The 23,740-nt window shown below is 55.3% G+C and carries 16 protein-coding genes; 9 read left to right on the forward strand and 7 right to left on the reverse strand.

Annotated features, from left to right (window positions below):
* Positions 1 to 27: 27 nt before the first annotated feature.
* Together rapZ and npr are read left to right on the forward strand one after the other, a co-directional pair.
* The gene (gene rapZ, locus JGF26_RS18050; protein WP_028017025.1) at positions 28 to 882 is read left to right on the forward strand and encodes an RNase adapter RapZ; all 855 of its coding nucleotides are present in this window, start codon (positions 28 to 30) and stop codon (positions 880 to 882) included.
* Entirely contained in the window at positions 879 to 1,151 is a 273-nt protein-coding gene (gene npr / locus JGF26_RS18055; RefSeq protein WP_003861872.1) for a PTS phosphocarrier protein NPr, read from the forward strand. Before rapZ ends, npr begins: the two co-directional genes overlap by 4 nt.
* 39 nt (positions 1,152 to 1,190) lie before the next feature.
* Here the strand turns inward: npr and mtgA are convergent, their stop codons facing one another.
* The 5 genes from mtgA to lptF all read right to left on the reverse strand — a co-directional run bounded on the left by mtgA (position 1,191) and on the right by lptF (position 7,450).
* Positions 1,191 to 1,916 carry a monofunctional biosynthetic peptidoglycan transglycosylase gene (gene mtgA / locus JGF26_RS18060; RefSeq protein WP_028017024.1) on the reverse strand — a complete coding sequence of 242 codons (726 nt, stop codon included), beginning with the start codon at positions 1,914 to 1,916 and terminating at the stop codon, positions 1,191 to 1,193.
* A complete protein-coding gene (gene elbB / locus JGF26_RS18065) occupies positions 1,913 to 2,566 on the reverse strand; it encodes an isoprenoid biosynthesis glyoxalase ElbB (protein ID WP_028017023.1) in 654 nt (217 codons plus the stop codon). Before elbB ends, mtgA begins: the two co-directional genes overlap by 4 nt.
* A 232-nt stretch (positions 2,567 to 2,798) precedes the next feature.
* Positions 2,799 to 5,132, reverse strand: a complete 2,334-nt coding sequence (arcB, locus tag JGF26_RS18070) for an aerobic respiration two-component sensor histidine kinase ArcB (protein ID WP_028017022.1) — start codon at positions 5,130 to 5,132, stop codon at positions 2,799 to 2,801.
* Between the two features lie 135 nt (positions 5,133 to 5,267).
* Positions 5,268 to 6,350, reverse strand: a complete 1,083-nt coding sequence (gene lptG, locus JGF26_RS18075; RefSeq protein ID WP_028017021.1) for an LPS export ABC transporter permease LptG — start codon at positions 6,348 to 6,350, stop codon at positions 5,268 to 5,270.
* Positions 6,350 to 7,450, reverse strand: a complete 1,101-nt coding sequence (gene lptF, locus JGF26_RS18080) for an LPS export ABC transporter permease LptF (protein WP_028017020.1) — start codon at positions 7,448 to 7,450, stop codon at positions 6,350 to 6,352. The genes lptG and lptF overlap by 1 nt, the downstream gene beginning before the upstream one ends.
* 267 nt (positions 7,451 to 7,717) lie before the next feature.
* Here lptF and pepA point away from each other — a divergent pair, with 267 nt between their 5' ends.
* The 5 genes from pepA to JGF26_RS18105 all read left to right on the forward strand — a co-directional run bounded on the left by pepA (position 7,718) and on the right by JGF26_RS18105 (position 14,326).
* Positions 7,718 to 9,229, forward strand: a complete 1,512-nt coding sequence (gene pepA / locus JGF26_RS18085; protein ID WP_028017019.1) for a leucyl aminopeptidase — start codon at positions 7,718 to 7,720, stop codon at positions 9,227 to 9,229.
* Between the two features lie 68 nt (positions 9,230 to 9,297).
* Positions 9,298 to 9,741 (forward strand): DNA polymerase III subunit chi, encoded by a 444-nt coding sequence (holC, locus tag JGF26_RS18090; RefSeq protein WP_008502815.1) that lies wholly within the window; start codon positions 9,298 to 9,300, stop codon positions 9,739 to 9,741.
* On the forward strand, positions 9,741 to 12,596 hold the full coding sequence (locus JGF26_RS18095) for a valine--tRNA ligase (RefSeq protein WP_108091088.1): 2,856 nt from the start codon (positions 9,741 to 9,743) through the stop codon (positions 12,594 to 12,596). Before holC ends, JGF26_RS18095 begins: the two co-directional genes overlap by 1 nt.
* Before the next feature lie 123 nt (positions 12,597 to 12,719).
* Entirely contained in the window at positions 12,720 to 13,223 is a 504-nt protein-coding gene (locus tag JGF26_RS18100; protein WP_028017017.1) for a GNAT family N-acetyltransferase, read from the forward strand.
* A gap of 83 nt (positions 13,224 to 13,306) precedes the next feature.
* Positions 13,307 to 14,326, forward strand: a complete 1,020-nt coding sequence (locus JGF26_RS18105; protein WP_028017016.1) for an NAD(P)-dependent alcohol dehydrogenase — start codon at positions 13,307 to 13,309, stop codon at positions 14,324 to 14,326.
* A gap of 63 nt (positions 14,327 to 14,389) precedes the next feature.
* On the opposite strand, the gene JGF26_RS18110 is transcribed toward JGF26_RS18105, so the two are convergent.
* Positions 14,390 to 16,027 carry a dihydroxyacetone kinase subunit DhaK gene (locus JGF26_RS18110; RefSeq protein WP_129324195.1) on the reverse strand — a complete coding sequence of 546 codons (1,638 nt, stop codon included), beginning with the start codon at positions 16,025 to 16,027 and terminating at the stop codon, positions 14,390 to 14,392.
* A 137-nt stretch (positions 16,028 to 16,164) separates the two neighbouring features.
* Between JGF26_RS18110 and JGF26_RS18115 the strand changes: the two genes are divergently transcribed.
* A complete protein-coding gene (locus JGF26_RS18115; protein ID WP_128348198.1) occupies positions 16,165 to 17,667 on the forward strand; it encodes a helicase HerA-like C-terminal domain-containing protein in 1,503 nt (500 codons plus the stop codon).
* Here the strand turns inward: JGF26_RS18115 and JGF26_RS18120 are convergent.
* A complete protein-coding gene (locus JGF26_RS18120) occupies positions 17,647 to 18,588 on the reverse strand; it encodes a TIGR01212 family radical SAM protein (RefSeq protein WP_134708514.1) in 942 nt (313 codons plus the stop codon). The genes JGF26_RS18115 and JGF26_RS18120 overlap by 21 nt on opposite strands.
* A 686-nt stretch (positions 18,589 to 19,274) precedes the next feature.
* Here JGF26_RS18120 and gltB point away from each other — a divergent pair.
* The gene (gene gltB, locus JGF26_RS18125) at positions 19,275 to 23,735 is read left to right on the forward strand and encodes a glutamate synthase large subunit (RefSeq protein WP_134708502.1); all 4,461 of its coding nucleotides are present in this window, start codon (positions 19,275 to 19,277) and stop codon (positions 23,733 to 23,735) included.
* Positions 23,736 to 23,740: the final 5 nt, after the last annotated feature.

Below are 23,740 nucleotides of genomic sequence, written 5' to 3' on the forward strand. Positions count from 1 at the left end.
ATCTGTTGTCCTGAGGAGAAACGGAACATGGTACTGATGATTGTCAGTGGCCGTTCAGGGTCGGGGAAATCCGTTGCTCTGCGCGCGCTGGAAGACATGGGTTTTTACTGCGTAGATAACCTGCCGGTCGTGTTGTTACCCGATCTGGCTCGGACGCTTGCGGAAAGACAAACCTCTGCCGCCGTCAGTATCGACGTTCGTAATATGCCTGAATCGCCAGAAATTTTTGAGCAGGCGATGAGTAACTTGCCTGAGGAATTCTCACCTCAGTTGCTGTTCCTGGATGCAGATCGTAATACCCTGATCCGCCGCTACAGCGATACCCGCCGTCTGCATCCGCTTTCCAGTAAGAATCTCTCTCTGGAGAGCGCTATCGACGAAGAGAGCGATCTGCTGGAGCCGCTCCGTTCTCGTGCTGACCTGATTGTCGACACCTCTGAGATGTCCGTTCATGAGCTGGCGGAAATGCTGCGTACCCGTTTGTTGGGCAAGCGCGAGCGTGAACTGACGATGGTGTTCGAGTCCTTCGGCTTTAAGCACGGTATCCCCATTGATGCGGATTATGTTTTCGACGTGCGTTTCCTGCCGAACCCGCACTGGGATCCAAAACTGCGTCCAATGACAGGTCTGGATAAACCCGTCGCGGCCTTCCTCGACCGACACACAGAAGTTCACAATTTTATCTACCAGACGCGAAGCTACCTTGAGCTATGGTTACCTATGCTGGAAACAAACAATCGTAGCTACCTGACAGTGGCGATTGGCTGTACCGGCGGTAAACATCGTTCGGTCTACATCGCCGAACAGCTGGCCGATTATTTCCGTTCACGCGGAAAGAACGTTCAGTCCCGTCATCGCACGCTGGAAAAACGTAAAACATGACCGTAAAACAAACTGTTGAGATCACCAATAAGCTGGGCATGCATGCACGCCCGGCGATGAAGCTGTTTGAGCTGATGCAGGGGTTCGATGCAGAAGTTCTGCTGCGTAATGATGAAGGCACAGAAGCGGAAGCGAACAGCGTGATCGCACTGCTGATGCTGGACTCAGCCAAAGGACGCCAGATTGAAGTAGAAGCCACCGGCCCCCAGGAAGAGGAAGCGCTGGCGGCGGTGATTGCCCTGTTTAACGCCGGTTTTGACGAAGACTAACGTTCGTCCCTTCGGCGGGTGGCGCTGTGCTTACCCGCCCTACATGAGATTATTACGCTGCATAAACCCCTCCCCGCCCAGTTGATTCATCTGGCGCATAATCCACGCCTGTCGGCTTCGCACGTAGCCTGATGGGGCACTGGCTTTAAAACGGATGGGATTAGGTAAAACAGCGGCCAATAGCGCAGCTTCTGACATACTTAGACGGCTTGCAGGCTTATTGAAATAACGCTGCGCAGCGGCTTCCACACCAAATACGCCGTCGCCAAACTCAGCGATATTGAGATAGACGGTCAGAATGCGTCTTTTACTCCAGACCGTTTCCATCCCCAGGGTCAACCCCGCTTCCAGCCCTTTTCGCACCCAGCTTCGACCATCCCATAAAAACAGATTTTTGGCCGTCTGCTGCGACAACGTCGACGCGCCGCGCACGCGATTTTCGTGGCGTTCGTTATGAGCAAGCGCCTTCTCAATGGCCGCCACGTCGAACCCCCAGTGCTCCGGGAATTTCTGATCCTCTGCCGCGATGACTGCCAGCCCCATGAACGGTGAGATCTCGTCCATGCTCACCCAGTCGGAATGTGCAACATAGCGGAAATCCCCAGAGAGCCATGCGCCAATCTGGCGCTCAACCATCACAGCAGAGAAAGGGACCGGTACAATGCTGAATAAAGCAATCCCGCCGCCCCAGAAGACCGCCAGTACGAGCAGAGCTCTCAGCAGGATACGCTTTAACCTTGCACCGGGACTGAACTTACGACTCATTCAGCAAGCACCAGCACTCTGTCCACCAGCTTTTCAATGCCCGTGGCTGCTTCAGCAATATTCTGCGCCAGCATGTATGCAGGCGTGGTAATAATTTTATTGTCTTCGTCCACCACGATGTCATCGACAGGACACGGCACATGTTCGCCGCCCATATCCTCAACAACTTCAGCAGTGTCGATGTCGGTCCCAATGGTCAGGCGCAGTGGGAAATCAAAAATTTTCGGCAGCATCGCCGGGGCAATACAGATAAAACCCAGCGGTTTACCCGCAGCGTGCATCGCACGTGACAGCGCTTTTAAATCCGGATCAACATGGCACTCTGCCCCCTGGGAAGCAAAGCTGCTCAGGTTTTTCGCTGCGCCAAACCCGCCTGGCACAATTAACCCATCAAGCTCTGAAGCATTAGCCTGATTAAGAGGGTGAATATCGCCGCGAACAATGCGTGCCGCTTCAATCAACACGTTACGAGTTTCCGCCATCGGCTCGCCGGTCAAATGATTAATTACATCAGTCTGGCTTTTATCCGGCGCGAAGCAGACAACATCAGCTCCGTTTCGGGAAAGCGCCAACAATGTGATGACGGCTTCATGTATCTCTGAACCGTCGTAAACACCACATCCGCTCAGCACGACACCAATCTTTTTCATCATCAGGTTCCTTCTCTGCAACTCGCTGAAGCACATTAATAATTTTGATTAAAACGCTATGCTTCACACATTTCACTGATTCATGTAACAAACCATTTAAGATTTGCTATCTTATCTGCGTGCGGCCTAAATTTTTCAGGCGGCGCCCATTCGAAAATAACTTGAAAAAACAGGCGCAGCCAAGATTTCCCTGGTGTTGGCGCAGTATTCGCGCACCCCGGTTAAGCCGGGGTCATTTTTTTCTGGCGTCGACCCAGGCTTTAAGTACCGCAACATCGTTTTGCCACTCTTGTTTCATCTCTTCGACCCAATCACCCACGTTATCTTCCCATGCAGGTAAATCAGGCGACTGAATCTGTTGTCCCAGCTGTTGCAGGTGACGCAGGCCAACCGAGCCGGCCGCACCTTTGATTTTATGCCCTTCTTCCACAATACCTTTCTGGTCTCGTGCCGTCAGGTTTGATTCCAGCACACTCAGATAGCCAGGCATCATCTTTTCGAACACAGCCAGACCGTCGGTAATCAGTTTTGGACCAACCAGATCGATATACTGCTCCAGCATCGCGGTATCGAGTATCGTTTGGGCTTTTGCGCTATCAACAGACGTCATGGTGCTCTCCTCTTCATCACGGGTATCCCAGAACTTCTTGATCATGGCGGTCAGGGCAGGCACCGCCAGCGGTTTGCTAAGCACATCATCCATACCGGCATCGAGGTACTCTTTTTTGTCTTTCAGCACGTTCGCCGTCAGCGCGACCAGCGGCGGCAGATCGTCAGCGGCATACTTGCTCGTCAGTTCACGTGAGATATCCAGCCCGGTCATATCCGGCAGTTGAATATCCAGCAGGACGAGGTCATATTCACCCGGTTTAAACATCTCCAGCGCGGCTTTACCGGTCATTGCCACGTCCACACTGTTACCCAATTTTTCCAGCACCGAGCGTGCCACAATCACGTTCAGCTCGATGTCTTCCACCAACAGGACGTGTAGCGCGGGCAGCGGCATATCGTCGTTTTCAAAGGTATCCTCAACCTCTTCAGCCACCGCTGGCGCATGTACCGTCAGCGTGAAGGTCGAGCCTTTGCCCGCCTGGCTGGTTACCGTAATGTCCCCGCCCATACTCTTCGCAAGCCGTTTAGATACCGCCAGGCCAATGCCTGTACCGGTGGCAGGTTTCCCGCCGTTGCTGTCTTTCACCTGGTAGTACATCGCGAATATTTTGTCCTGCTCCTCCTGCGGAATACCAATCCCGGAGTCTTCCACCTCAAAGTGCAGCATGTCACCTTCGTCATAGCGGATGCGCACCGCAACCTGCCCCTTCTGGGTAAATTTCACAGCATTACTGATAAGGTTCCACAGGATCTGGCGCAGGCGGGTACCGTCCGTGACCACTTTATGCGGCAGTGGCAGGGAGGGTTCCATCACAAAACTCAGCCCCTTCTGCTGTGCCTGCAGACCGGACAAGTTTTCCAGATCGGCCATAAAGCTGGTGAAATCAACCGGCTGGTTATCCAGCTGGACTTTACGGCGCTCCATCTTATCCATGTCGATAATATCATTGAAGATATTCCCCAGCGTGACCGCCGAGACATGGATAGTTTTGAGGTATTTTTCCTGTTCCGCAGTCAGATCGGTGTCCAGCAAAATACGGCTCAGACCGACAATGCCATTAAGCGGCGTACGCAGTTCGTGGCTGATGGTGGAAATAAAGGTGGTCTTATCGCGGCTGGCACGTTCCAGGGCATCCTGATAGCGCTTACGCTCGGTAATATCGCGACCAAAGCCCATCAGGCCATGACGTTTCCCGACGCGGTCGTAGTACGGCACTTTACGGATCTCAAAGCAGGCTTTGCGCCCGTCCGGGTAATCCAGCCACTGTTCATAGGTCAGCGAGACGTTGTGGCGGAAGACTTTTTCATCTGTCTCCATGACCTTGGCCGCCGCCTCCTCAGAATAGACATCCTGAGGTTTCAGGTGAATCAGCTGCTTTTCACTTTTCCCGGTCAGCAGCTCCATCGCCCGGTTACAGCCGGAGAACTCTTTGTCTTCGTTACGGTAGAAAACCAGATCCGGTGAAGCATCGAGGAACGAACGCAGGAAAGAGGATTGCTGCTCAAGCTGGATCTGCGTTACCTCACGCTCTTTCATTTCGATTTTAAGCTGCTCCAGTGTGGCCTGACGTTCGGCTTCCGCCTTCTCACGATCTGAAATCTCCTGGTTCAGCTGTGCAATGTTGTCTTTGAGCTGAACATTGAGCTTCAGGTCGCGCTCGCGCATCTCTTCCAGTTTATCGACCAGTTTTGACAAACGCTGACGGGATTCTTCCAGCTGTTCAACCACCACGGAGAGGAAGTAGACCGCCCAGGGGGTAATGAGCAAGCCAAAGAAGATGGAGCGGATAACGTCGATACTCTCAACCTGACCATGCAAAACCATGGTGACGGCCATCTGCACAACGATGGCCAGAACGACCAGTGCCAGCGCAAGCAGCATGGAGAAACGCACCAGCCCGAGCTTCATCATCAGGTCGACGTAGTACTGGGCAAGCATTCGAATTTGCTTCATAGAGGATCCCTTCACGACTTTATCGCTCAATAATACTCAAATTCGCGGCGGGGCGTTGAAGGTTGTGAGAAAAAGTGCGGCGTGAAACAGGAGATTAGCCCCGCTCCCGGTTAACCGGAAGCGAGGAGAGGTCAATCAGGAGCGTTTCAGAAGCAGCCAGAGGCTGATCAGGAGGAAACTGGCGCTTGGCAGCAACGCACCAATAATCGGTGGGATGCCGTAAACCAGCGTCAGCGGGCCGAAGATCTGGTCGAGCACGTAGAATACAAAGCCAAAGCTGATACCGGTTACCACACGTACACCCATCGGCACACTACGCAGGGGGCCGAAGATAAACGACAGCGCCATCAGCATCATCACCGCCACGGACATTGGCTGGAAGATCTTGCTCCACATGTTGAGCTGATAACGTCCGGCATCCTGGCCGCTCGACTTCAGGTATTTCACATAGTTGTGTAAACCGCTGATAGAGAGCGCATCTGGATCCAGTGCCACAACACCGAGCTTATCCGGCGTGAGGTTCGTCTTCCACGTGCCGGAAACCGTCTGAGAACCGGTGATCTGTTTCGGGTCTGTCAGGTCAGACTCATCTACCTGTGACAAACGCCACTGCTTATGTTCGGGATCAAACTTCGCCGATGAGGCGTGTTTGACAGACAGCAAGCGACGCTGGTCGTTGAAGGAGTAGATACTCACGCCGCCTAACTCATCGTTGCCTTTTACACGTTCAATGTAGACGAAGCTTTTTCCGTCTTTCGCCCACAGACCTTGCTGAGTGGAAAGCAGAGAGCCGCCGTACATTGCCTGAGCACGGTAGTTACGCGCCGTTTGTTCACCTTGCGGTGCCACCCACTCGCCAATCGCCATGGTCAACAGCACCAGAGGAATCGCGGTTTTCATTACCGACAGCGCAACCTGCATACGGGTGAAGCCCGATGCCTGCATGACGACCAGCTCGCTGCGCTGGGCCAGCATCCCCAGCCCCAACAGCGCACCTAACAGGGCTGCCATCGGGAAGAAGATTTGCACATCTTTCGGCACGCTGAGCAGGGTGTACATCCCCGCGCCCATCGCGTCATAGCTCCCCTGCCCGGCTTTTTTCAGCTGATCGACAAATTTGATAATGCCGGAGAGCGACACCAGCATGAACAACGTCATCATGATGGTAGTAAAAATGGTTTTACCGATATAGCGATCAAGAACGCCAAACGCCTGCATTAGATGGCTCCTTTACGCGAGAATCGGGCACGTATGCGGCGCACTGGCACCGTATCCCACAGGTTTAATCCCAGCGCCAGTAAGATGTACAAGCTGTTGACGACCCATGTCCAGACCATGGGATCCAGCTTACCCTTAGCACCGTTTGAGCGAATCGAGGTTTGCAGCAGGAAGTAGATCAGGTACAGCAACATCGCCGGCAGCATGGAGAGCACACGTCCCTGGCGAGGGTTGACCACGCTCAGCGGAACCACAATCAATGCCATCATAAACACCGTAAAGACGAGAGTAATTCGCCAGTGGAACTCAGCGCGCGCTCTGTCGGTATCGGTATTCCACAGCGTACGCATGTCCATTTGCTCGGTATCCGATGGGTCGAGCGCCACAGCCTGATGACCAATAATGGCCTGGTAGTTCTGGAAGTCCGTGATACGGAAGTCACGCAGCATCGCGGTACCTTCAAAACGGGTACCTGTATTCAGCGTCACAATCTGCGAACCATCTTTGCGCTGAGCAAGCTGGCCAGAGTCGGCGACGACCACCGACGGACGTGCGTTACCTTTCGTACGCAGCTGCGCCAGAAATACGTCGTTGAATTTACTGCCGTCTACGCTCTCAATAAACAGCACAGAGTTACCGTCAGTCGCCTGCTGGAACTGCCCCTGGGCTAATGCCGCCATGCCGGGGTTCGCTTTCGCTTCGGCCAGCACTTCGTCCTGATGACGGGAGGACATGGGACCTGCCCACATTACATTCACCGCAGCAACGATACCGGTGAACAGCGCCAGTATCATCGCGGCCTTCACCAGCACGGCTTTGCTCAGACCACAGGCATGCATCACCGTGATTTCACTCTCGGTGTAGAGCTTACCAAGCGTCATGAGCAGACCAAGGAAAAGACTTAGCGGCAGGATAAGCTGCGCCATTTCCGGGATCCCTAAACCAAGCAGGGAAAGCACCAGATTCGTTGGAATTTCGCCGTCAACGGCCGCACCGAGGATCTTAACCAACTTCTGACAGAAAAAAATCAGCAGCAGGATGAAGAGGATCGCCAGTTGGCTTTTGAGCGTCTCCCGCACCAGATATCTTATGATTATCACTTTAAATACGCCCGTAAAAACCCGTCTCTTTGCTGGAAAATCGCTTGTTTCATGGCTTAAACGTCATTTATTCTCTTGAGTCGTCGAAATCATCGCTAAGATTAAAACACCCGGCGGATTCACGCTTCAGGACTTTTTTCTGACGTGTCGAAACCGTAATAACGTAAGATTAACACGAAGTCACCACAACAGCGGACATGAGTTACGAAAGCTTTCAATTCTATCTGTAGCTGCCGCCGTTGTCTTTAAGATTCAGGAGCGTAGTGCATGGAGTTCAGTGTAAAAAGCGGTAGCCCGGAGAAACAGCGGAGTGCCTGCATCGTTGTGGGCGTCTTTGAACCACGCCGACTCTCCCCGATCGCCGAACAACTCGATAAAATCAGTGACGGCTACATTAGCGCCCTGCTGCGCCGTGGCGAACTGGAAGGCAAACCTGGGCAGACGCTGTTACTGCACCATGTTCCGAACGTACTGTCCGAGCGCATTCTGCTGATTGGCTGCGGTAAAGAGCGCGAGCTGGATGAACGCCAGTATAAGCAGGTGATTCAGAAAACGATCAATACGCTAAATGATACCGGTTCAATGGAAGCCGTCTGCTTCCTGACAGAACTGCACGTCAAAGGCCGTAACACCTACTGGAAAGTGCGCCAGGCTGTCGAAACAGCAAAAGAGAGCCTGTACAGTTTCGATCAGCTGAAGACCAATAAAAGCGAGCCGCGTCGCCCGCTGCGTAAAATGGTCTTCAACGTGCCAACCCGTCGTGAGCTGACCAGCGGCGAGCGCGCTATTCAGCACGGTCTGGCGATTGCGGCTGGCATTAAGGCGGCGAAAGATCTCGGTAACATGCCGCCTAACATCTGTAACGCCGCGTATCTGGCTTCCCAGGCGCGCCAGTTGGCTGATACCTACAGCAAGAATGTCATCACCCGCGTTATCGGCGAACAGCAGATGAAAGAGCTGGGGATGCACTCGTATCTGGCCGTCGGTAACGGCTCTCAGAACGAATCCCTGATGTCAGTCATCGAATACAAGGGCAACCCGTCCGAAGATGCACGTCCAATCGTGCTCGTCGGCAAGGGCCTGACCTTCGACTCCGGCGGTATCTCGATCAAACCTGCCGAAGGCATGGACGAGATGAAATACGACATGTGCGGCGCAGCGGCCGTATACGGCGTGATGCGTATGGTCGCAGAACTTCAGTTGCCGATTAACGTCACTGGCGTACTGGCAGGCTGCGAAAACATGCCTGGCGGTCGCGCTTATCGTCCGGGTGACGTCCTGACCACCATGTCTGGCCAGACGGTTGAAGTCTTGAACACTGACGCCGAAGGCCGTCTGGTGCTGTGTGACGTGCTGACCTACGTTGAGCGTTTCGAACCTGAAGCGGTCATCGACGTGGCTACTCTGACCGGTGCCTGCGTGATCGCGCTGGGCCATCACATTACCGGCCTGATGTCGAATCACAATCCGCTGGCACACGAACTGATTGGTGCCTCGGAACAAGCCGGTGACCGCGCATGGCGTCTGCCGCTGGGTGATGAGTATCAGGAGCAGCTGGAGTCTAACTTTGCGGATATGGCGAACATCGGCGGCCGTCCTGGCGGTGCTATCACCGCAGGTTGCTTCCTGGCACGCTTCACCCGCAAGTACAACTGGGCACACCTGGATATCGCGGGCACCGCATGGCGTTCCGGTAAAGCCAAAGGCGCAACCGGTCGTCCGGTCGCGTTACTCTCGCAGTTCCTGCTGAATCGCGCTGGGTTTAACGGCGACGAGTGATGTAAAACGCCGGGTGGCACTACGCTTACCCGGCTTTGCATTTAAATCCATGACAAGAAGCCCCATATATGAAGAATGCAACGTTCTACCTTCTGGACAACGACACCCATCAGGATGGCCTCAGCGCCGTCGAACAGCTGGTGTGTGAAATTGCCGCAGAACGTTGGCGAGCAGGCAAGCGCGTTTTGATTGCCTGCGAAGATGAACAGCAGGCTATACGGCTTGATGAAGCGTTGTGGGCACGTCCGCCTGAGAGTTTCGTGCCGCATAACCTGTCTGGCGAAGGTCCGCGCGGCGGTGCGCCGGTCGAAATTGCCTGGCCGCAAAAGCGCAACAGCAGCGCGCGCGATATTCTGATTAGCCTGCGGATAGATTTTGCAGATTTTGCCACCGCTTTCACAGAAGTGGTAGACTTTGTCCCTTACGAAGAATCTTTGAAACAACTGGCGCGCGAACGCTATAAAGCGTACCGCCTGGCTGGTTTTAACCTGAATACGGCAACCTGGAAATAATGGAAAAGACATATAACCCACGCGATATCGAACAGCCGCTTTACGAGCACTGGGAACAGCAGGGCTATTTCAAGCCTAACGGCGACGAAAGCAAAGAGTCCTTCTGCATCATGATCCCGCCGCCGAACGTCACCGGCAGTTTGCATATGGGTCATGCTTTCCAGCAGACCATCATGGACACCATGATCCGCTACCAGCGCATGCAGGGTAAAAATACCCTGTGGCAAGCGGGTACTGACCACGCGGGTATCGCGACCCAGATGGTGGTTGAACGTAAAATTGCCGCGGAAGAAGGTAAAACTCGCCACGACTACGGTCGCGACGCGTTCATCGACAAAATCTGGCAGTGGAAAGCGGAATCTGGCGGCACCATTACCCGTCAGATGCGTCGTCTTGGCAACTCCGTGGACTGGGAGCGTGAGCGCTTCACCATGGATGAAGGCCTGTCCAACGCCGTTAAAGAAGTCTTCGTCCGTCTGTATAAAGAAGACCTGATTTACCGTGGCAAACGCCTGGTAAACTGGGATCCGAAACTGCGCACCGCAATTTCTGACCTGGAAGTGGAAAACCGCGAGTCTAAAGGCTCCATGTGGCATATCCGCTATCCGCTGGCTGACGGTGCAAAAACCGCCGATGGTAAAGATTACCTGGTGGTCGCGACGACTCGTCCGGAAACCCTGCTGGGCGATACCGGCGTGGCTGTTAACCCGGAAGATCCACGTTATAAAGATCTGATCGGCAAATTCGTGGTGCTGCCGCTGGTTAACCGCCGTATTCCGATCGTGGGCGACGAACACGCCGACATGGAAAAAGGTACCGGCTGCGTGAAAATCACCCCGGCGCACGACTTTAACGACTACGAAGTCGGTCGTCGTCACGCCCTGCCAATGATCAACATTCTGACCTTCGACGGTGATATCCGTGAAAGCGCAGAAGTGTACGATACCAAAGGCGAAGAAACTGACGTTTACTCAAACGCTATCCCGGCAGAATTCCAGAAAATGGAACGTTTTGCCGCGCGTAAAGCGATTGTGGCTGCCGTTGACGCACTCGGCCTGCTGGAAGAGATCAAACCTCACGATCTGACCGTGCCGTACGGCGACCGTGGCGGTGTGGTTATCGAGCCAATGCTGACTGACCAGTGGTACGTGCGTGCTGACGTACTGGCGAAACCGGCTGTTGAAGCGGTTGAAAACGGCAGCATCCAGTTCGTGCCGAAGCAGTACGAAAACATGTACTTCTCCTGGATGCGTGATATTCAGGACTGGTGTATCTCCCGTCAGCTGTGGTGGGGTCACCGCATCCCGGCATGGTACGACAACGAAGGCAATGTCTACGTTGGCCGCACGGAAGAAGAAGTTCGTCAGGAAAATAACCTGAGCGCTGACGTTGCGCTGCGCCAGGACGAAGACGTGCTGGATACCTGGTTCTCTTCCGCGCTGTGGACCTTCTCCACCCTCGGCTGGCCAGAAAACACCGACGCGCTGCGTCAGTTCCACCCAACCAGCGTGATGGTTTCCGGCTTCGACATCATCTTCTTCTGGATTGCCCGCATGATCATGATGACCATGCACTTCATCAAAGATGAAGACGGTAAACCGCAGGTTCCGTTCCATACCGTCTACATGACCGGTCTGATCCGTGACGACGAAGGCCAGAAGATGTCTAAATCCAAGGGTAACGTTATTGACCCACTGGATATGGTTGACGGTATCTCCCTGGAAGAGCTGCTGGAAAAACGCACCGGTAATATGATGCAGCCGCAGCTGGCTGAGAAAATCCGCAAGCGTACCGAGAAACAGTTCCCGAACGGGATCGAGCCTCACGGTACTGACGCCCTGCGTTTCACCCTGGCGGCACTGGCTTCTACTGGCCGTGACATCAACTGGGACATGAAGCGTCTGGAAGGTTACCGTAACTTCTGTAACAAGCTGTGGAACGCCAGCCGCTTCGTGCTGATGAACACCGAAGATCAGGATTGCGGCTTCAACGGCGGCGAGATGACTCTGTCTCTGGCAGACCGTTGGATCCTCGCGGAATTCAACCAGACGGTGAAAGCGTTCCGCGAGGCGCTGGACAGCTACCGCTTCGATATCGCGGCAGGCATCCTGTACGAATTCACCTGGAACCAGTTCTGTGACTGGTACCTGGAGCTGGCGAAGCCAGTGATGAACGGCGGTTCTGAGGCGGAGCTGCGCGGCACGCGCAACACGCTGATTACCGTGCTGGAAGGTCTGCTGCGTCTTGCGCATCCAGTCATTCCATTCATCACCGAAACCATCTGGCAGCGTGTGAAAGTGATTGCTGGCATCAACGCAGACACCATCATGCTGCAACCATTCCCGGAATTCGATGCGGCGAAGGTTGATGACGCTGCGTCAGCAGATACCGAATGGCTGAAACAGGCGATCGTTGCAGTACGTAACATTCGTGCAGAAATGAACATCGCCCCGGGTAAACCGCTGGAATTGCTGCTGCGTGGTTGCAGTGAAGCTGCTGTTCGTCGTGTCACCGAGAACAACACCTTCCTGAAAACCATGGCGCGTCTGGAAAGCATCACTGTGCTGCCTGCAGATGATAAAGGTCCGGTATCCGTGACTAAAATCATCGACGGCGCAGAGCTGCTTATCCCGATGGCGGGCCTGATCGACAAAGACGCCGAGCTGGCTCGTCTGGCGAAAGAAGTGGCGAAAGTCGACGTGGAAATCGGCAAAATCGAAAGCAAGCTGGCGAACGAAGGCTTTGTGGCCCGCGCGCCGGAAGCGGTCATCGCCAAAGAGCGTGAGCGTCTGGTTGCTTTCGCCGATGCGAAGACCAAACTGATTGAGCAGCAGGCAGTGATTGCCGCCCTGTAATGCTTTTACCCCTTACGCTTCAGGGCGTAAGGGGTAACCTTCCTGAAAACTCCTCGCTTGCACTCCCCTTTCTGCGGTGCTATTAACAGCAGTTATGTGTCAATTTTTGTAATGAGTAATGCTATGAGCGTGATTACCCCCGTCGCGACGACGATGCGTCGGATCACTGAGCAGGATAACCCGGCTATTGCCGCCGTTATCCGCACCGTTTCTGCCGAATATGGCCTGACGGCTGACAAAGGCTACACGGTTGCAGACCCAAATCTGGATGAGCTTTTTCAGCTCTACAGCCAGCCAGGGCATGCCTATTGGGTAATCGAGCAGAATGGTCTGGTTGTGGGCGGCGGCGGCGTGGCGCCACTCAGTTGTAGCGAGCCGGATATCTGCGAACTACAGAAAATGTATTTCCTCCCAACTGCACGCGGGCAAGGACTGGCGAAAAAGCTGGCACTGATCGCCCTGGAACACGCACGTAAGCAGGGTTTTACGCGCTGTTACCTCGAAACAACCGCCTTCCTCAAAGAGGCCATTGGCCTGTATGAACATCTGGGCTTTGAGCATATTGATGCACCGCTCGGTTGTACCGGCCACGTCGATTGCGAAGTCAGGATGCTGAAAAATCTGTAAATAATATTGCCGCCCTCTTCTGTTAAGCGGTGCTGAACTGAATGCTCTACACTCTCAGTTCACACCACAACGGGGGAAACACGATGTCGAAGATAAAAAGCTACGCCGCACCGCAGGCAGGTGCAGAACTTGAGCTTTACGAGTACGATGCGGGCGAACTAAAAGCAGAAGACGTCGAAGTACAGGTTGATTACTGCGGGATCTGCCACTCGGATCTCTCGATGATCGACAACGAATGGGGCTTCTCCAGCTACCCGCTGGTTGCCGGACACGAAGTGATTGGCCGCGTCGTGGCGCTCGGTAGCGCCGCGCAGGACAAAGGACTGAAAGTGGGTCAACGCGTGGGCATTGGCTGGACAGCACGCAGCTGTGGCCACTGCGATGCCTGTATCAGCGGTAATCAGATCAACTGCCTCGAAGGCGCCGTTCCTACCATACTTAACAAAGGTGGTTTTGCCGATAAGCTGCGCGCCGACTGGCAATGGGTCATTCCACTGCCGGACAGCATTGATATCGAATCCGCCGGTCCATTGCTGTGTGGTGGTATTACCGTCTTCAAACCTCTGCTGATGCACCATATCACTGCCACCAGCCGCGTGGGCGTCATCGGTATTGGCGGACTGGGGCATATCGCCATCAAACTGCTGCACGCGATGGGCTGTGAAGTCACAGCGTTCAGTTCAAACCCGGCGAAAGAGAAAGAAGTGCTGGCGATGGGTGCAGACAAGGTTGTGAACAGCCGAGATCCGCATGCGCTGAACGCGCTGGCAGGCCAGTTTGATCTCATCATCAACACCGTCAACGTCGATCTCGACTGGCAGCCGTATTTTGAAGCGCTGGCCTACGGCGGAAACTTCCACACCGTAGGTGCCGTGATGAAGCCGCTGCCCGTTCCGGCGTTTACCTTGATTGGCGGGGATCGCAGCGTGTCCGGCTCTGCCACCGGTACGCCATTCGAATTGCGCAAACTGATGAAGTTTGCCGGACGCACCAAAGTGGCTCCGACTACTGAGCTGTATCCGATGTCAAAAATCAACGAAGCGATCCAGCACGTGCGTGACGGCAAAGCCCGTTATCGCGTGGTGTTGAAAGCGGATTTTTGATTTTCACGCGGACATCATGTTTGCAGGCCGGGTAAGGCGTAGCCGCCACCCGGCATTTCTACACTACCGAGCCAGCGCAGCAAACACCTCTGCCACCGCGACCGCCCCCGGATCCATTACTCCATCCAGATTCTCTTTATTCACATACGACGAACGCCCCGCTCCGGCTTTCTGCATTTTCGCGGTCGCTTCGGCACCCTGCCGCGCAGCCTGCGCCGCCGCGTGAAGATCGCCTTTCAGCAACGCCTCCAGCGCGGGCTGCAGCGCGTCGATCAGCGTACGATCGCCAAGATCAGCCCCACCGTACTGCTTCATCTGCGCCAGCCCACTCAGCAGGGCCTCCGGCAACGGCTTCCCGTCATGCAGCTTTTGTCCGGCCGCCGTAAAGAAGATCGACATCAGCACGCCACTCGATCCGCCCATCACCGTGGCCAACCGCTCGCCTACCAGCAACAGCAGCGTTGGGATATCATCCAGAGGCAGTTTGTGCTCCTCAAGGCGCTGCGCAATGTCTCGCGCTCCTTGCGCAAAGGTAGAGCCGGTATCGCCATCCCCCACTTTGGCATCCAGTGCATTGAGCCGATTTTCAAGCTTAATCAGCGTGGTTGTTACCTGGGAGACATACTCGCCCACCTCTGCGTTAGCAGATGGGGTATATTCCACGCGGTCATGCAGCGCGCTATGTTCCTGTACACGCAAGGGGGCAAACGCCACTGGTTTTTGCCAGCCCAGCGTCTCAACCTCTTCATGGAGCGCTTTTTCAAAGAGGTCGTTAAGCTTCAATAACGTCAGGGAAAAGCCCTTCATATCCAGGGCACTCACCAGCGGCGCGGGGCCAATCAGGTACGCGATATGCTCTTTCAGAGCCGAGTGCGCCAGCTCTTTGGTGAGCAGCGCCATCTCCAGCGCCGACACGCCGCCAAGATTGTTAATCAGCACTGCAAAGCGCCCCTCTCCCGCCTGCTCGCGTAACGGTGTTACCAGCGTGTCGATAATGGCTTTGCTGTTTTGCGTATCAACCACCGAAGCTCCCGGCTCCCCGTGAATACCGAGCCCCAGTTCCACATGACCTTGCTTAATTCGCCCTTCTCCATCATCACTGCCTGGCAGGTTACAGGTTTGCATCGCAACGCCCAGGCTCCAGAGATTATCGCAGGCCTGTTGCGCAATATCCCGCACTTCACTCAGTGATTTCCCGTGCTCCGCCGCATAACCTGCAATCTTATGTACCAGCGCCGTACCGGCAATGCCGCGCGGCTGCTTGTTATCCGGCAGCGCGATGTCATCGGCAACAATCACCATCTCCACCTTCAGGCCATAGCGTTTGGCCTTTTCCGCTGCCAGACCGAAGTTCAAGCGGTCGCCGGTATAGTTTTTGACGATCAGCAGACAACCGCGATCGCCCGTTACCGCCACAATGGCGTTCAGTACCGCATCCACGCTCGGCGAAGCAAACAGATCGCCGCACACCGCCGCCGTCAGCATGCCTTTGCCGACAAACCCGGCGTGTGCAGGCTCATGACCAGAGCCACCGCCGGAGATCACCGCCACGCGGCTTTTGTCCCAGTCGCCGCGCGCGACGATCCTGATGGCCGGATCGATATCAAGTTTGACGAGATTTGCATGTGGCGCAGAAAGCAGTATGCCTTCAATGGCATCGTTGACCAGCTGTTTGCGATCGTTAAAGAAGAATCTGGACATAGTTTCCCACTATTTTGTGAACCGTATGCAAAAGCATAGTCCGCGCTGGATAATGCGCCGCAAAGTCAGGAATTTACTCAACCAAATTGCGACCAGGTTGCCTATACTCCACCCAGGACTAAGAGAGGAAGCGCATTATGAGTACACCATTGTTAATTGCCAGGACGCTGGAAAAAGAGCTGTATTTACTGCCCGCGATGGCGAACCGCCACGGTTTGATCACCGGCGCGACCGGGACGGGGAAAACCGTGACCCTGCAAAAGCTGGCGGAGTCGCTTTCGGAGATTGGCGTGCCGGTCTTTATGGCTGACGTGAAAGGCGATTTAACCGGTGTCGCTCAGGAAGGGACGGCCTCTGAAAAACTGCTCGAACGGCTGAAGAATATTGGCATCACGGACTGGACGCCGCATAACAATCCGGTGGTGGTGTGGGATATCTTCGGTGAGAAAGGCCACCCGGTGCGCGCGACCGTCTCCGATCTCGGCCCGCTGCTGCTGGCCCGTCTGCTTAACCTCAACGACGTGCAGTCCGGCGTATTGAATATTATCTTCCGTATTGCCGATGACCAGGGGCTACTGCTCCTCGATTTCAAAGATCTGCGCGCCATTACCCAATACATCGGCGATAACGCTAAATCCTTCCAGAACCAGTACGGCAATATCAGCAGCGCCTCGGTGGGCGCCATTCAGCGTGGGTTGCTGACCCTGGAGCAACAGGGGGCCGAACACTTCTTCGGCGAGCCGATGCTGGATATCAAAGACTGGATGCGCACCGACAGCAACGGCAAAGGCATCATCAACATTCTGAGTTCTGAGAAGCTCTATCAGATGCCGAAGCTTTACGCCGCCAGCCTGCTGTGGATGCTCTCTGAGCTCTACGAACAGCTACCCGAAGCCGGTGACCTGGAAAAGCCCAAACTGGTGTTCTTCTTTGACGAAGCACACTTGCTGTTTAACGATGCCCCACAGGTACTACTGGACAAGATTGAACAGGTTATCCGCCTGATCCGTTCCAAAGGTGTTGGCGTCTGGTTTGTTTCGCAAAATCCGTCAGATATTCCGGACAACGTGCTCGGGCAACTTGGTAACCGCGTGCAGCACGCCCTACGCGCCTTTACGCCGAAAGATCAGAAAGCCGTTAAGGCCGCCGCGCAAACCATGCGCGCCAATCCGGCCTTTGATACCGAAGCGGCGATTCAGGCGTTAGGCACCGGTGAAGCGCTGATCTCGTTCCTGGATGCGAAGGGCAGCCCGTCCGTGGTGGAACGCGCCATGGTGATCGCGCCCTGCTCGCGCATGGGGCCGGTGACCGACGATGAGCGTAACGGTCTGATTAACCACTCTCCGGTTTACGGGAAGTACGAAGACGAGGTGGATCGCGAGTCCGCATTCGAGATGCTACAAAAAGGGGTCCAGGCGACAACGGAATCGCAGGATGCGCCTGCCGCTAAAGGGCAGTCTGTCGCCGTGGATGACGGTATTCTCGGGGGGCTCAAAGACATCCTGTTCGGCAGCACCGGTCCGCGCGGCGGCAAGCGTGATGGCGTTGTACAAACCATGGCGAAAAGCGCCGCGCGACAGGTCACTAATCAGATAGTGCGCGGCATGCTGGGAAGCCTGCTAGGCGGCCGTCGCCGGTAGACGGGGAACCCACGGGCGGCCAAGCGCCGAACCCTGTACACCGTTCTCCTGTAGATAGCGGTCGATTTCCACCATCCCCGTCCAGCGGTTCTCACACCATAGCGGTGCCAGAAGCGTTGGACGGCGAGCGCTGGCCGAAATACGGTGGTAGACAATTTCCGGCGGTGTGTGGCGAATCATCTCCCCCGCCGTCACCGTATAGTCCTCAAGCTCAATACCGCTTAACCGCCCGGCCTCCCAGGCTTTCGCCATAATGCTGCCCTTCACGATATGCAGCGGGTGCAGCTTGATACCGTCCACGCCGGTCTCAACCACCTTTTCCAGCGTCTCCAGACCGTGCTGTCGCCCTTCCCCCGGTAAACCGACAATCAGGTGCGAACAGACCTTCAGCCCACGCTCACGGGCCAGCCGCGTGGTGCGCTGGTAGCAGGCGAAATCATGGCCGCGATTGATTCGGTGCAGCGTTTTGTCATGTGCGGTCTGCAAGCCCAGCTCCAGCCAGATCTCGTAACCTTGTTCTTTGTACTCGCTGAGCAGCTCCAGCACCGCCTCCGGTACGCAGTCCGGGCGCGTGCCCACGCACAGCCCAACGATGTTAGCCTGACTGACGGCCTGCTGATACATAGAGCGCAGTACCTGCACCTCAGCCCAAGTGCTGGTGTAGGCCTGGAAATAGGCCAAATATTGCTTTGCGCGGTTCACCAGGCTCGCCTGATGGGCAAGCTGTTCAGCGATAGATTTATGCTGCTGGGCTTCGTCAGCAAACGACGCAACGTTACAGAACGTGCAGCCACCACGCCCGATGGTGCCATCGCGATTCGGGCAGCTAAAGCCGCCATGCAGCGTCAGCTTATGAACCTTTTGCCCATAGCGTTGCAAAAGATCCCCACCAAACATATTGACTAATTTCTGTAACTGCATAATCTGATAGACCGTCCCGGAGAAAGGGGACAAGCCTGCCATTTTTAGCCTCTGTCGGCGATGACCTGGATCAATCGCCCTGGACGGCCTTTATCTATATGAATAAATACTCAGGATTACTGCAATTTCATTCACAACCCTCGTGATTACTTTTCCTTATGTTCTGATTGTTTTTTTCATTTATAGCGCCACCACTGAAAAACAGTGGCTTTATGCGGGTTTGCATTCAATGCCAGATTATTATTCTGCTATAAAACTGCTATTCAGCACGCTACATTGATAATACCGCTTTCATATAGTGAGTCAGATCACACTCCGCTGCGTCCTGCCAGGGCATGCAATCAATGTAAAAATAGTTAAATACCCTTTAATTACAATCAGATAAACTCTCTTTAGCACATTTTTGTATAAATAAGATTGCCATTTGACCTGTGTACCAATTCCCGATAAGTTGGAAATCCGCTGGAAGCTTTCTGGATGAGCGGCCTGCTCATCATATTTATGCAGTAATTGAGATTCCCTCTGAAGCAAGTCCTCAAACTTGTTTACCTGCGCGAAAGGATGAAAAGAGGGCGAATGCGAGGTCCGCGTATGAAACGCAAACCCCGTCGCCATGCTCTTTCTGTGCCTGTGCGCCACGGTAAAGTTCAGTGGGAAGCCCGACGAGCCTGGGGAGGTTCACTGATATGTTGTACGATAAATCCCTTGAGAAGGATAACTGTGGTTTCGGCCTGATCGCCCACATAGAAGGCGAACCTAGCCACAAGGTAGTGCGTACTGCCATTCACGCACTGGCCCGTATGCAGCACCGTGGTGCCATCCTTGCTGATGGTAAAACCGGCGACGGTTGCGGTCTGCTGCTGCAAAAACCCGATCGTTTCTTCCGTATCGTTGCGGAAGAACGCGGCTGGCGTTTAGCCAAAAACTACGCTGTCGGTATGCTGTTCCTGAACCAGGATCCTGAAAAAGCTGCCGCCTCACGCCGCATCGTCGAAGAAGAACTTCAACGTGAAACCCTGTCTATTGTCGGCTGGCGCAATGTGCCAACCAACGAAGGGGTGCTCGGTGAAATCGCCCTCTCCTCGCTGCCTCGTATTGAACAGATTTTTGTTAACGCGCCTGCGGGCTGGCGTCCACGCGATATGGAACGCCGTCTGTTCATTGCCCGTCGCCGCATTGAAAAGCGTCTCCAGGACGATAAAGAGTTCTACGTCTGTAGCCTCTCGAACCTGGTGAACATCTATAAAGGTCTGTGTATGCCGGCTGACCTGCCGCGCTTCTACCTGGACCTGGCGGATCTGCGTCTGGAATCGGCCATTTGCCTGTTCCACCAGCGCTTCTCCACCAACACTGTTCCACGCTGGCCGCTGGCTCAGCCGTTCCGCTACCTGGCGCACAACGGCGAGATCAACACCATCACCGGTAACCGCCAGTGGGCCCGCGCCCGTACCTATAAGTTCCAGACGCCACTGATCCCTGACCTGCACGATGCCGCACCGTTCGTAAACGAAACCGGCTCGGACTCCAGCTCCATGGATAACATGCTGGAGCTGCTGCTGGCAGGCGGTATGGACATCGTTCGCGCCATGCGTCTGCTCGTGCCACCTGCCTGGCAGAACAACCCGGATATGGATCCGGAGCTGCGCGCGTTCTTCGACTTTAACTCCATGCACATGGAGCCGTGGGACGGCCCGGCGGGCATCGTGATGTCCGACGGCCGCTTTGCTGCCTGTAACCTGGACCGTAACGGTCTGCGTCCGGCGCGCTACGTCATCACTAAAGACAAACTCATCACCTGTGCTTCTGAAGTCGGTATCTGGGATTACCAGCCTGACGAAGTGGTTGAGAAAGGCCGCGTCGGCCCGGGTGAACTGATGGTTATCGACACCCGCGGCGGACGTATTCTGCACTCCGCTGAGACCGATCACGATCTGAAAAGCCGCCATCCGTACAAAGAGTGGATGGAGAAAAACGTGCGTCGTCTGGTGCCGTTCGAAGATTTATCGGATGAAGAAGTGGGTCGTCGCGAACTGGACGACGATGCGCTTGCGAGCTTCCAGAAACAGTTTAACTACAGCGCGGAAGAGCTGGATTCCGTCATCCGCGTACTCGGTGAAAACGGCCAGGAAGCCGTGGGCTCCATGGGGGACGATACCCCGTTTGCCGTGCTCTCCAGCCAGCCGCGCATCATTTATGACTACTTCCGCCAGCAGTTCGCGCAGGTCACCAACCCGCCAATCGACCCGCTGCGTGAAGCCCACGTGATGTCGCTGGCGACCAGCATCGGCCGCGAGATGAACGTCTTCTGCGAAGCCGAAGGCCAGGCGCACCGCCTGACCTTTAAATCGCCGATCCTGCTGTACTCCGATTTCAAACAGCTCACCACCATGAAAGAGGAGCACTACCGCGCTGACACGCTCGATATCACCTTCGACGTGGCCGAAGCGAGCCTTGAAGAGACCGTGAATGCCCTGTGTGACAAAGCCGAACAGATGGTGCGTAACGGTACCGTTCTGCTGGTGCTGTCTGACCGAAATATCGCGAAGAATCGCCTTCCGGTGCCTGCACCAATGGCAGTCGGTGCTATCCAGACCCGTCTGGTAGAGAAGAGCCTGCGCTGCGACGCCAACATCATTGTTGAAACCGCAAGTGCACGTGACCCGCACCACTTTGCCGTGCTGTTAGGCTTTGGTGCGACGGCGATTTATCCATACCTGGCCTACGAAACACTGGCTCGTCTGGTCGATACCCGCGCGATCGACAAAGACTACCGTGCAGTGATGCTGAACTACCGTAACGGCATCAACAAAGGTCTGTACAAGATCATGTCCAAAATGGGCATCTCGACCATTGCCTCCTACCGCTGCTCGAAGCTGTTTGAAGCGGTCGGCCTGCATGACGAGGTCGCCAACCTCTGCTTCCAGGGCGTGGTCAGCCGCATCGGCGGTGCCGGGTTTGCTGACTTCCAGCAGGATCTGGTCAACCTGTCGAAACGCGCCTGGCTGGCACGTAAGCCATTGGATCAAGGCGGTCTGCTGAAATACGTTCACGGTGGCGAATACCACGCCTATAACCCGGACGTGGTGCGCACGCTGCAGCAGGCGGTTCAGAGCGGCGAATACAGTGATTATCAGCAATATGCTGAGCTGGTAAACAGCCGTCCGGCAGCGACGCTGCGCGATCTGCTGGCACTGAATCCTGGTGATGATGCGGTCAGTATTGATGACGTTGAGCCAGCCACTGAGCTGTTCAAACGCTTTGATACTGCAGCAATGTCTATCGGTGCTCTCAGTCCGGAAGCCCATGAAGCGCTGGCGGAAGCCATGAACAGCATCGGCGGAAACTCGAACTCCGGCGAAGGCGGCGAAGATCCTGCCCGTTACGGCACCAACAAAGTGTCCCGTATCAAGCAGGTGGCATCCGGTCGCTTTGGCGTCACGCCTGCGTACCTGGTCAACGCCGACGTTATCCAGATTAAAGTCGCTCAGGGTGCAAAACCGGGCGAAGGCGGTCAGTTACCTGGTGATAAAGTCACCCCGTACATCGCCAAACTGCGCTACTCCGTACCGGGCGTGACGTTGATCTCTCCGCCACCACACCACGATATCTACTCTATCGAGGATTTGGCGCAGCTGATTTTCGACCTGAAACAGGTCAACCCGAAAGCGATGATCTCCGTGAAGCTGGTTTCCGAGCCGGGCGTCGGTACCATCGCAACGGGCGTAGCAAAAGCCTATGCGGATCTCATCACTATCGCCGGTTATGACGGCGGTACCGGTGCAAGCCCACTCTCCTCCGTGAAATATGCGGGTTGTCCGTGGGAGCTGGGGCTGGTGGAAACTCAGCAAGCGCTGGTTGCGAACGGTCTGCGTCACAAGATCCGTCTGCAGGTAGATGGCGGTCTGAAAACCGGCCTCGACATCATCAAGGCGGCGATTCTGGGTGCGGAAAGCTTCGGCTTTGGCACCGGTCCAATGGTTGCACTCGGCTGTAAATACCTGCGTATTTGCCACCTGAACAACTGCGCAACCGGCGTTGCAACCCAGGACGAGAAACTGCGTAAGAACCACTATCACGGTCTGCCGTTCAAAGTGACCAACTACTTTGAGTTCATCGCCCGCGAAACCCGCGAGCTGATGGCACTGCTGGGCGTGAAGCGTCTGGTAGACCTGATTGGCCGTACCGACCTGCTGAAAGAGCTGGAAGGCTTCACTGCCAAGCAGCAGAAGCTGGAGTTGAGCAAGCTGCTGGAAACCGCGCAGCCGCATCCTGGCAAAGCGGTCTACTGCACCGAGAACAACCCGCCGTTTGATAACGGCGTGCTGAACGCGCAGCTGCTGCAGCAGGCGAAACCGTATGTTGACGACAAGCAGAGCAAAACGTTCTGGTTTGATATTCGCAACACCGACCGTTCTGTGGGGGCCTCCCTCTCCGGTTACATCGCGCAGACGCACGGTGACCAGGGGCTGGCTGCTGATCCGATTACCGCGCACTTCAGCGGTACTGCGGGCCAGAGCTTCGGCGTGTGGAACGCAGGCGGCGTTGAGCTGTATCTGACCGGCGATGCCAACGACTACGTCGGTAAAGGCATGGCGGGTGGTCTGCTGGCGGTGCGTCCGCCTGTCGGTTCAGCTTTCCGCAGCCACGAAGCCAGCATCATCGGAAACACCTGTCTGTACGGCGCGACCGGCGGTCGTCTGTTTGCAGCGGGCCGTGCGGGCGAGCGTTTTGCGGTGCGTAACTCCGGTGCAATCACCGTGGTGGAAGGCATTGGCGATAACGGCTGTGAATACATGACGGGCGGGATTGTTTGCGTTCTGGGTAAAACCGGCGTGAACTTCGGCGCAGGCATGACAGGTGGTTTTGCGTACGTCCTGGATGAAGACGGTGAGTTCCGCAAACGCGTGAACCCGGAGCTGGTGGAAGTGCTGGACGTTGACACGCTGGCTATCCACGAAGAACACCTGCGCGGTCTGATTACCGAACACGTGCAGCATACCGGTTCTTCGCGCGGCGAAGAGATCCTGGCGAACTGGCCGGCGTTCTCTGCGAAATTCGCGCTGGTTAAACCGAAGTCCAGCGATGTTAAAGCACTGTTGGGTCACCGTAGTCGTAGCTCAGCAGAGCTGCGTGTGCAGGCGCAGTAAGGAAT

Origin of the sequence: Enterobacter sp. E1, from assembly GCF_016809815.1 — a bacterium.
In the GTDB taxonomy this organism is placed as follows: Bacteria; Pseudomonadota; Gammaproteobacteria; order Enterobacterales; family Enterobacteriaceae; genus Enterobacter; species Enterobacter adelaidei.

Excerpts from the sequence above, each read along its gene's own strand:
- arcB (WP_028017022.1), bottom strand. The coding sequence starts at position 5,132 with ATGAAGCAAATTCGAATGCTTGCCCAGTACTACGTCGACCTGATGATG.
- holC (WP_008502815.1), top strand. The coding sequence starts at position 9,298 with ATGAAGAATGCAACGTTCTACCTTCTGGACAACGACACCCATCAGGAT.
- JGF26_RS18115 (WP_128348198.1), top strand. The coding sequence starts at position 16,165 with ATGAGTACACCATTGTTAATTGCCAGGACGCTGGAAAAAGAGCTGTAT.
- gltB (WP_134708502.1), top strand. The coding sequence starts at position 19,275 with ATGTTGTACGATAAATCCCTTGAGAAGGATAACTGTGGTTTCGGCCTG.
- JGF26_RS18110 (WP_129324195.1), bottom strand. The coding sequence starts at position 16,027 with ATGTCCAGATTCTTCTTTAACGATCGCAAACAGCTGGTCAACGATGCC.
- npr (WP_003861872.1), top strand. The coding sequence starts at position 879 with ATGACCGTAAAACAAACTGTTGAGATCACCAATAAGCTGGGCATGCAT.
- pepA (WP_028017019.1), top strand. The coding sequence starts at position 7,718 with ATGGAGTTCAGTGTAAAAAGCGGTAGCCCGGAGAAACAGCGGAGTGCC.
- mtgA (WP_028017024.1), bottom strand. The coding sequence starts at position 1,916 with ATGAGTCGTAAGTTCAGTCCCGGTGCAAGGTTAAAGCGTATCCTGCTG.
- JGF26_RS18095 (WP_108091088.1), top strand. The coding sequence starts at position 9,741 with ATGGAAAAGACATATAACCCACGCGATATCGAACAGCCGCTTTACGAG.
- JGF26_RS18120 (WP_134708514.1), bottom strand. The coding sequence starts at position 18,588 with ATGCAGTTACAGAAATTAGTCAATATGTTTGGTGGGGATCTTTTGCAA.
- JGF26_RS18100 (WP_028017017.1), top strand. The coding sequence starts at position 12,720 with ATGAGCGTGATTACCCCCGTCGCGACGACGATGCGTCGGATCACTGAG.
- lptG (WP_028017021.1), bottom strand. The coding sequence starts at position 6,350 with ATGCAGGCGTTTGGCGTTCTTGATCGCTATATCGGTAAAACCATTTTT.
- JGF26_RS18105 (WP_028017016.1), top strand. The coding sequence starts at position 13,307 with ATGTCGAAGATAAAAAGCTACGCCGCACCGCAGGCAGGTGCAGAACTT.
- elbB (WP_028017023.1), bottom strand. The coding sequence starts at position 2,566 with ATGAAAAAGATTGGTGTCGTGCTGAGCGGATGTGGTGTTTACGACGGT.
- rapZ (WP_028017025.1), top strand. The coding sequence starts at position 28 with ATGGTACTGATGATTGTCAGTGGCCGTTCAGGGTCGGGGAAATCCGTT.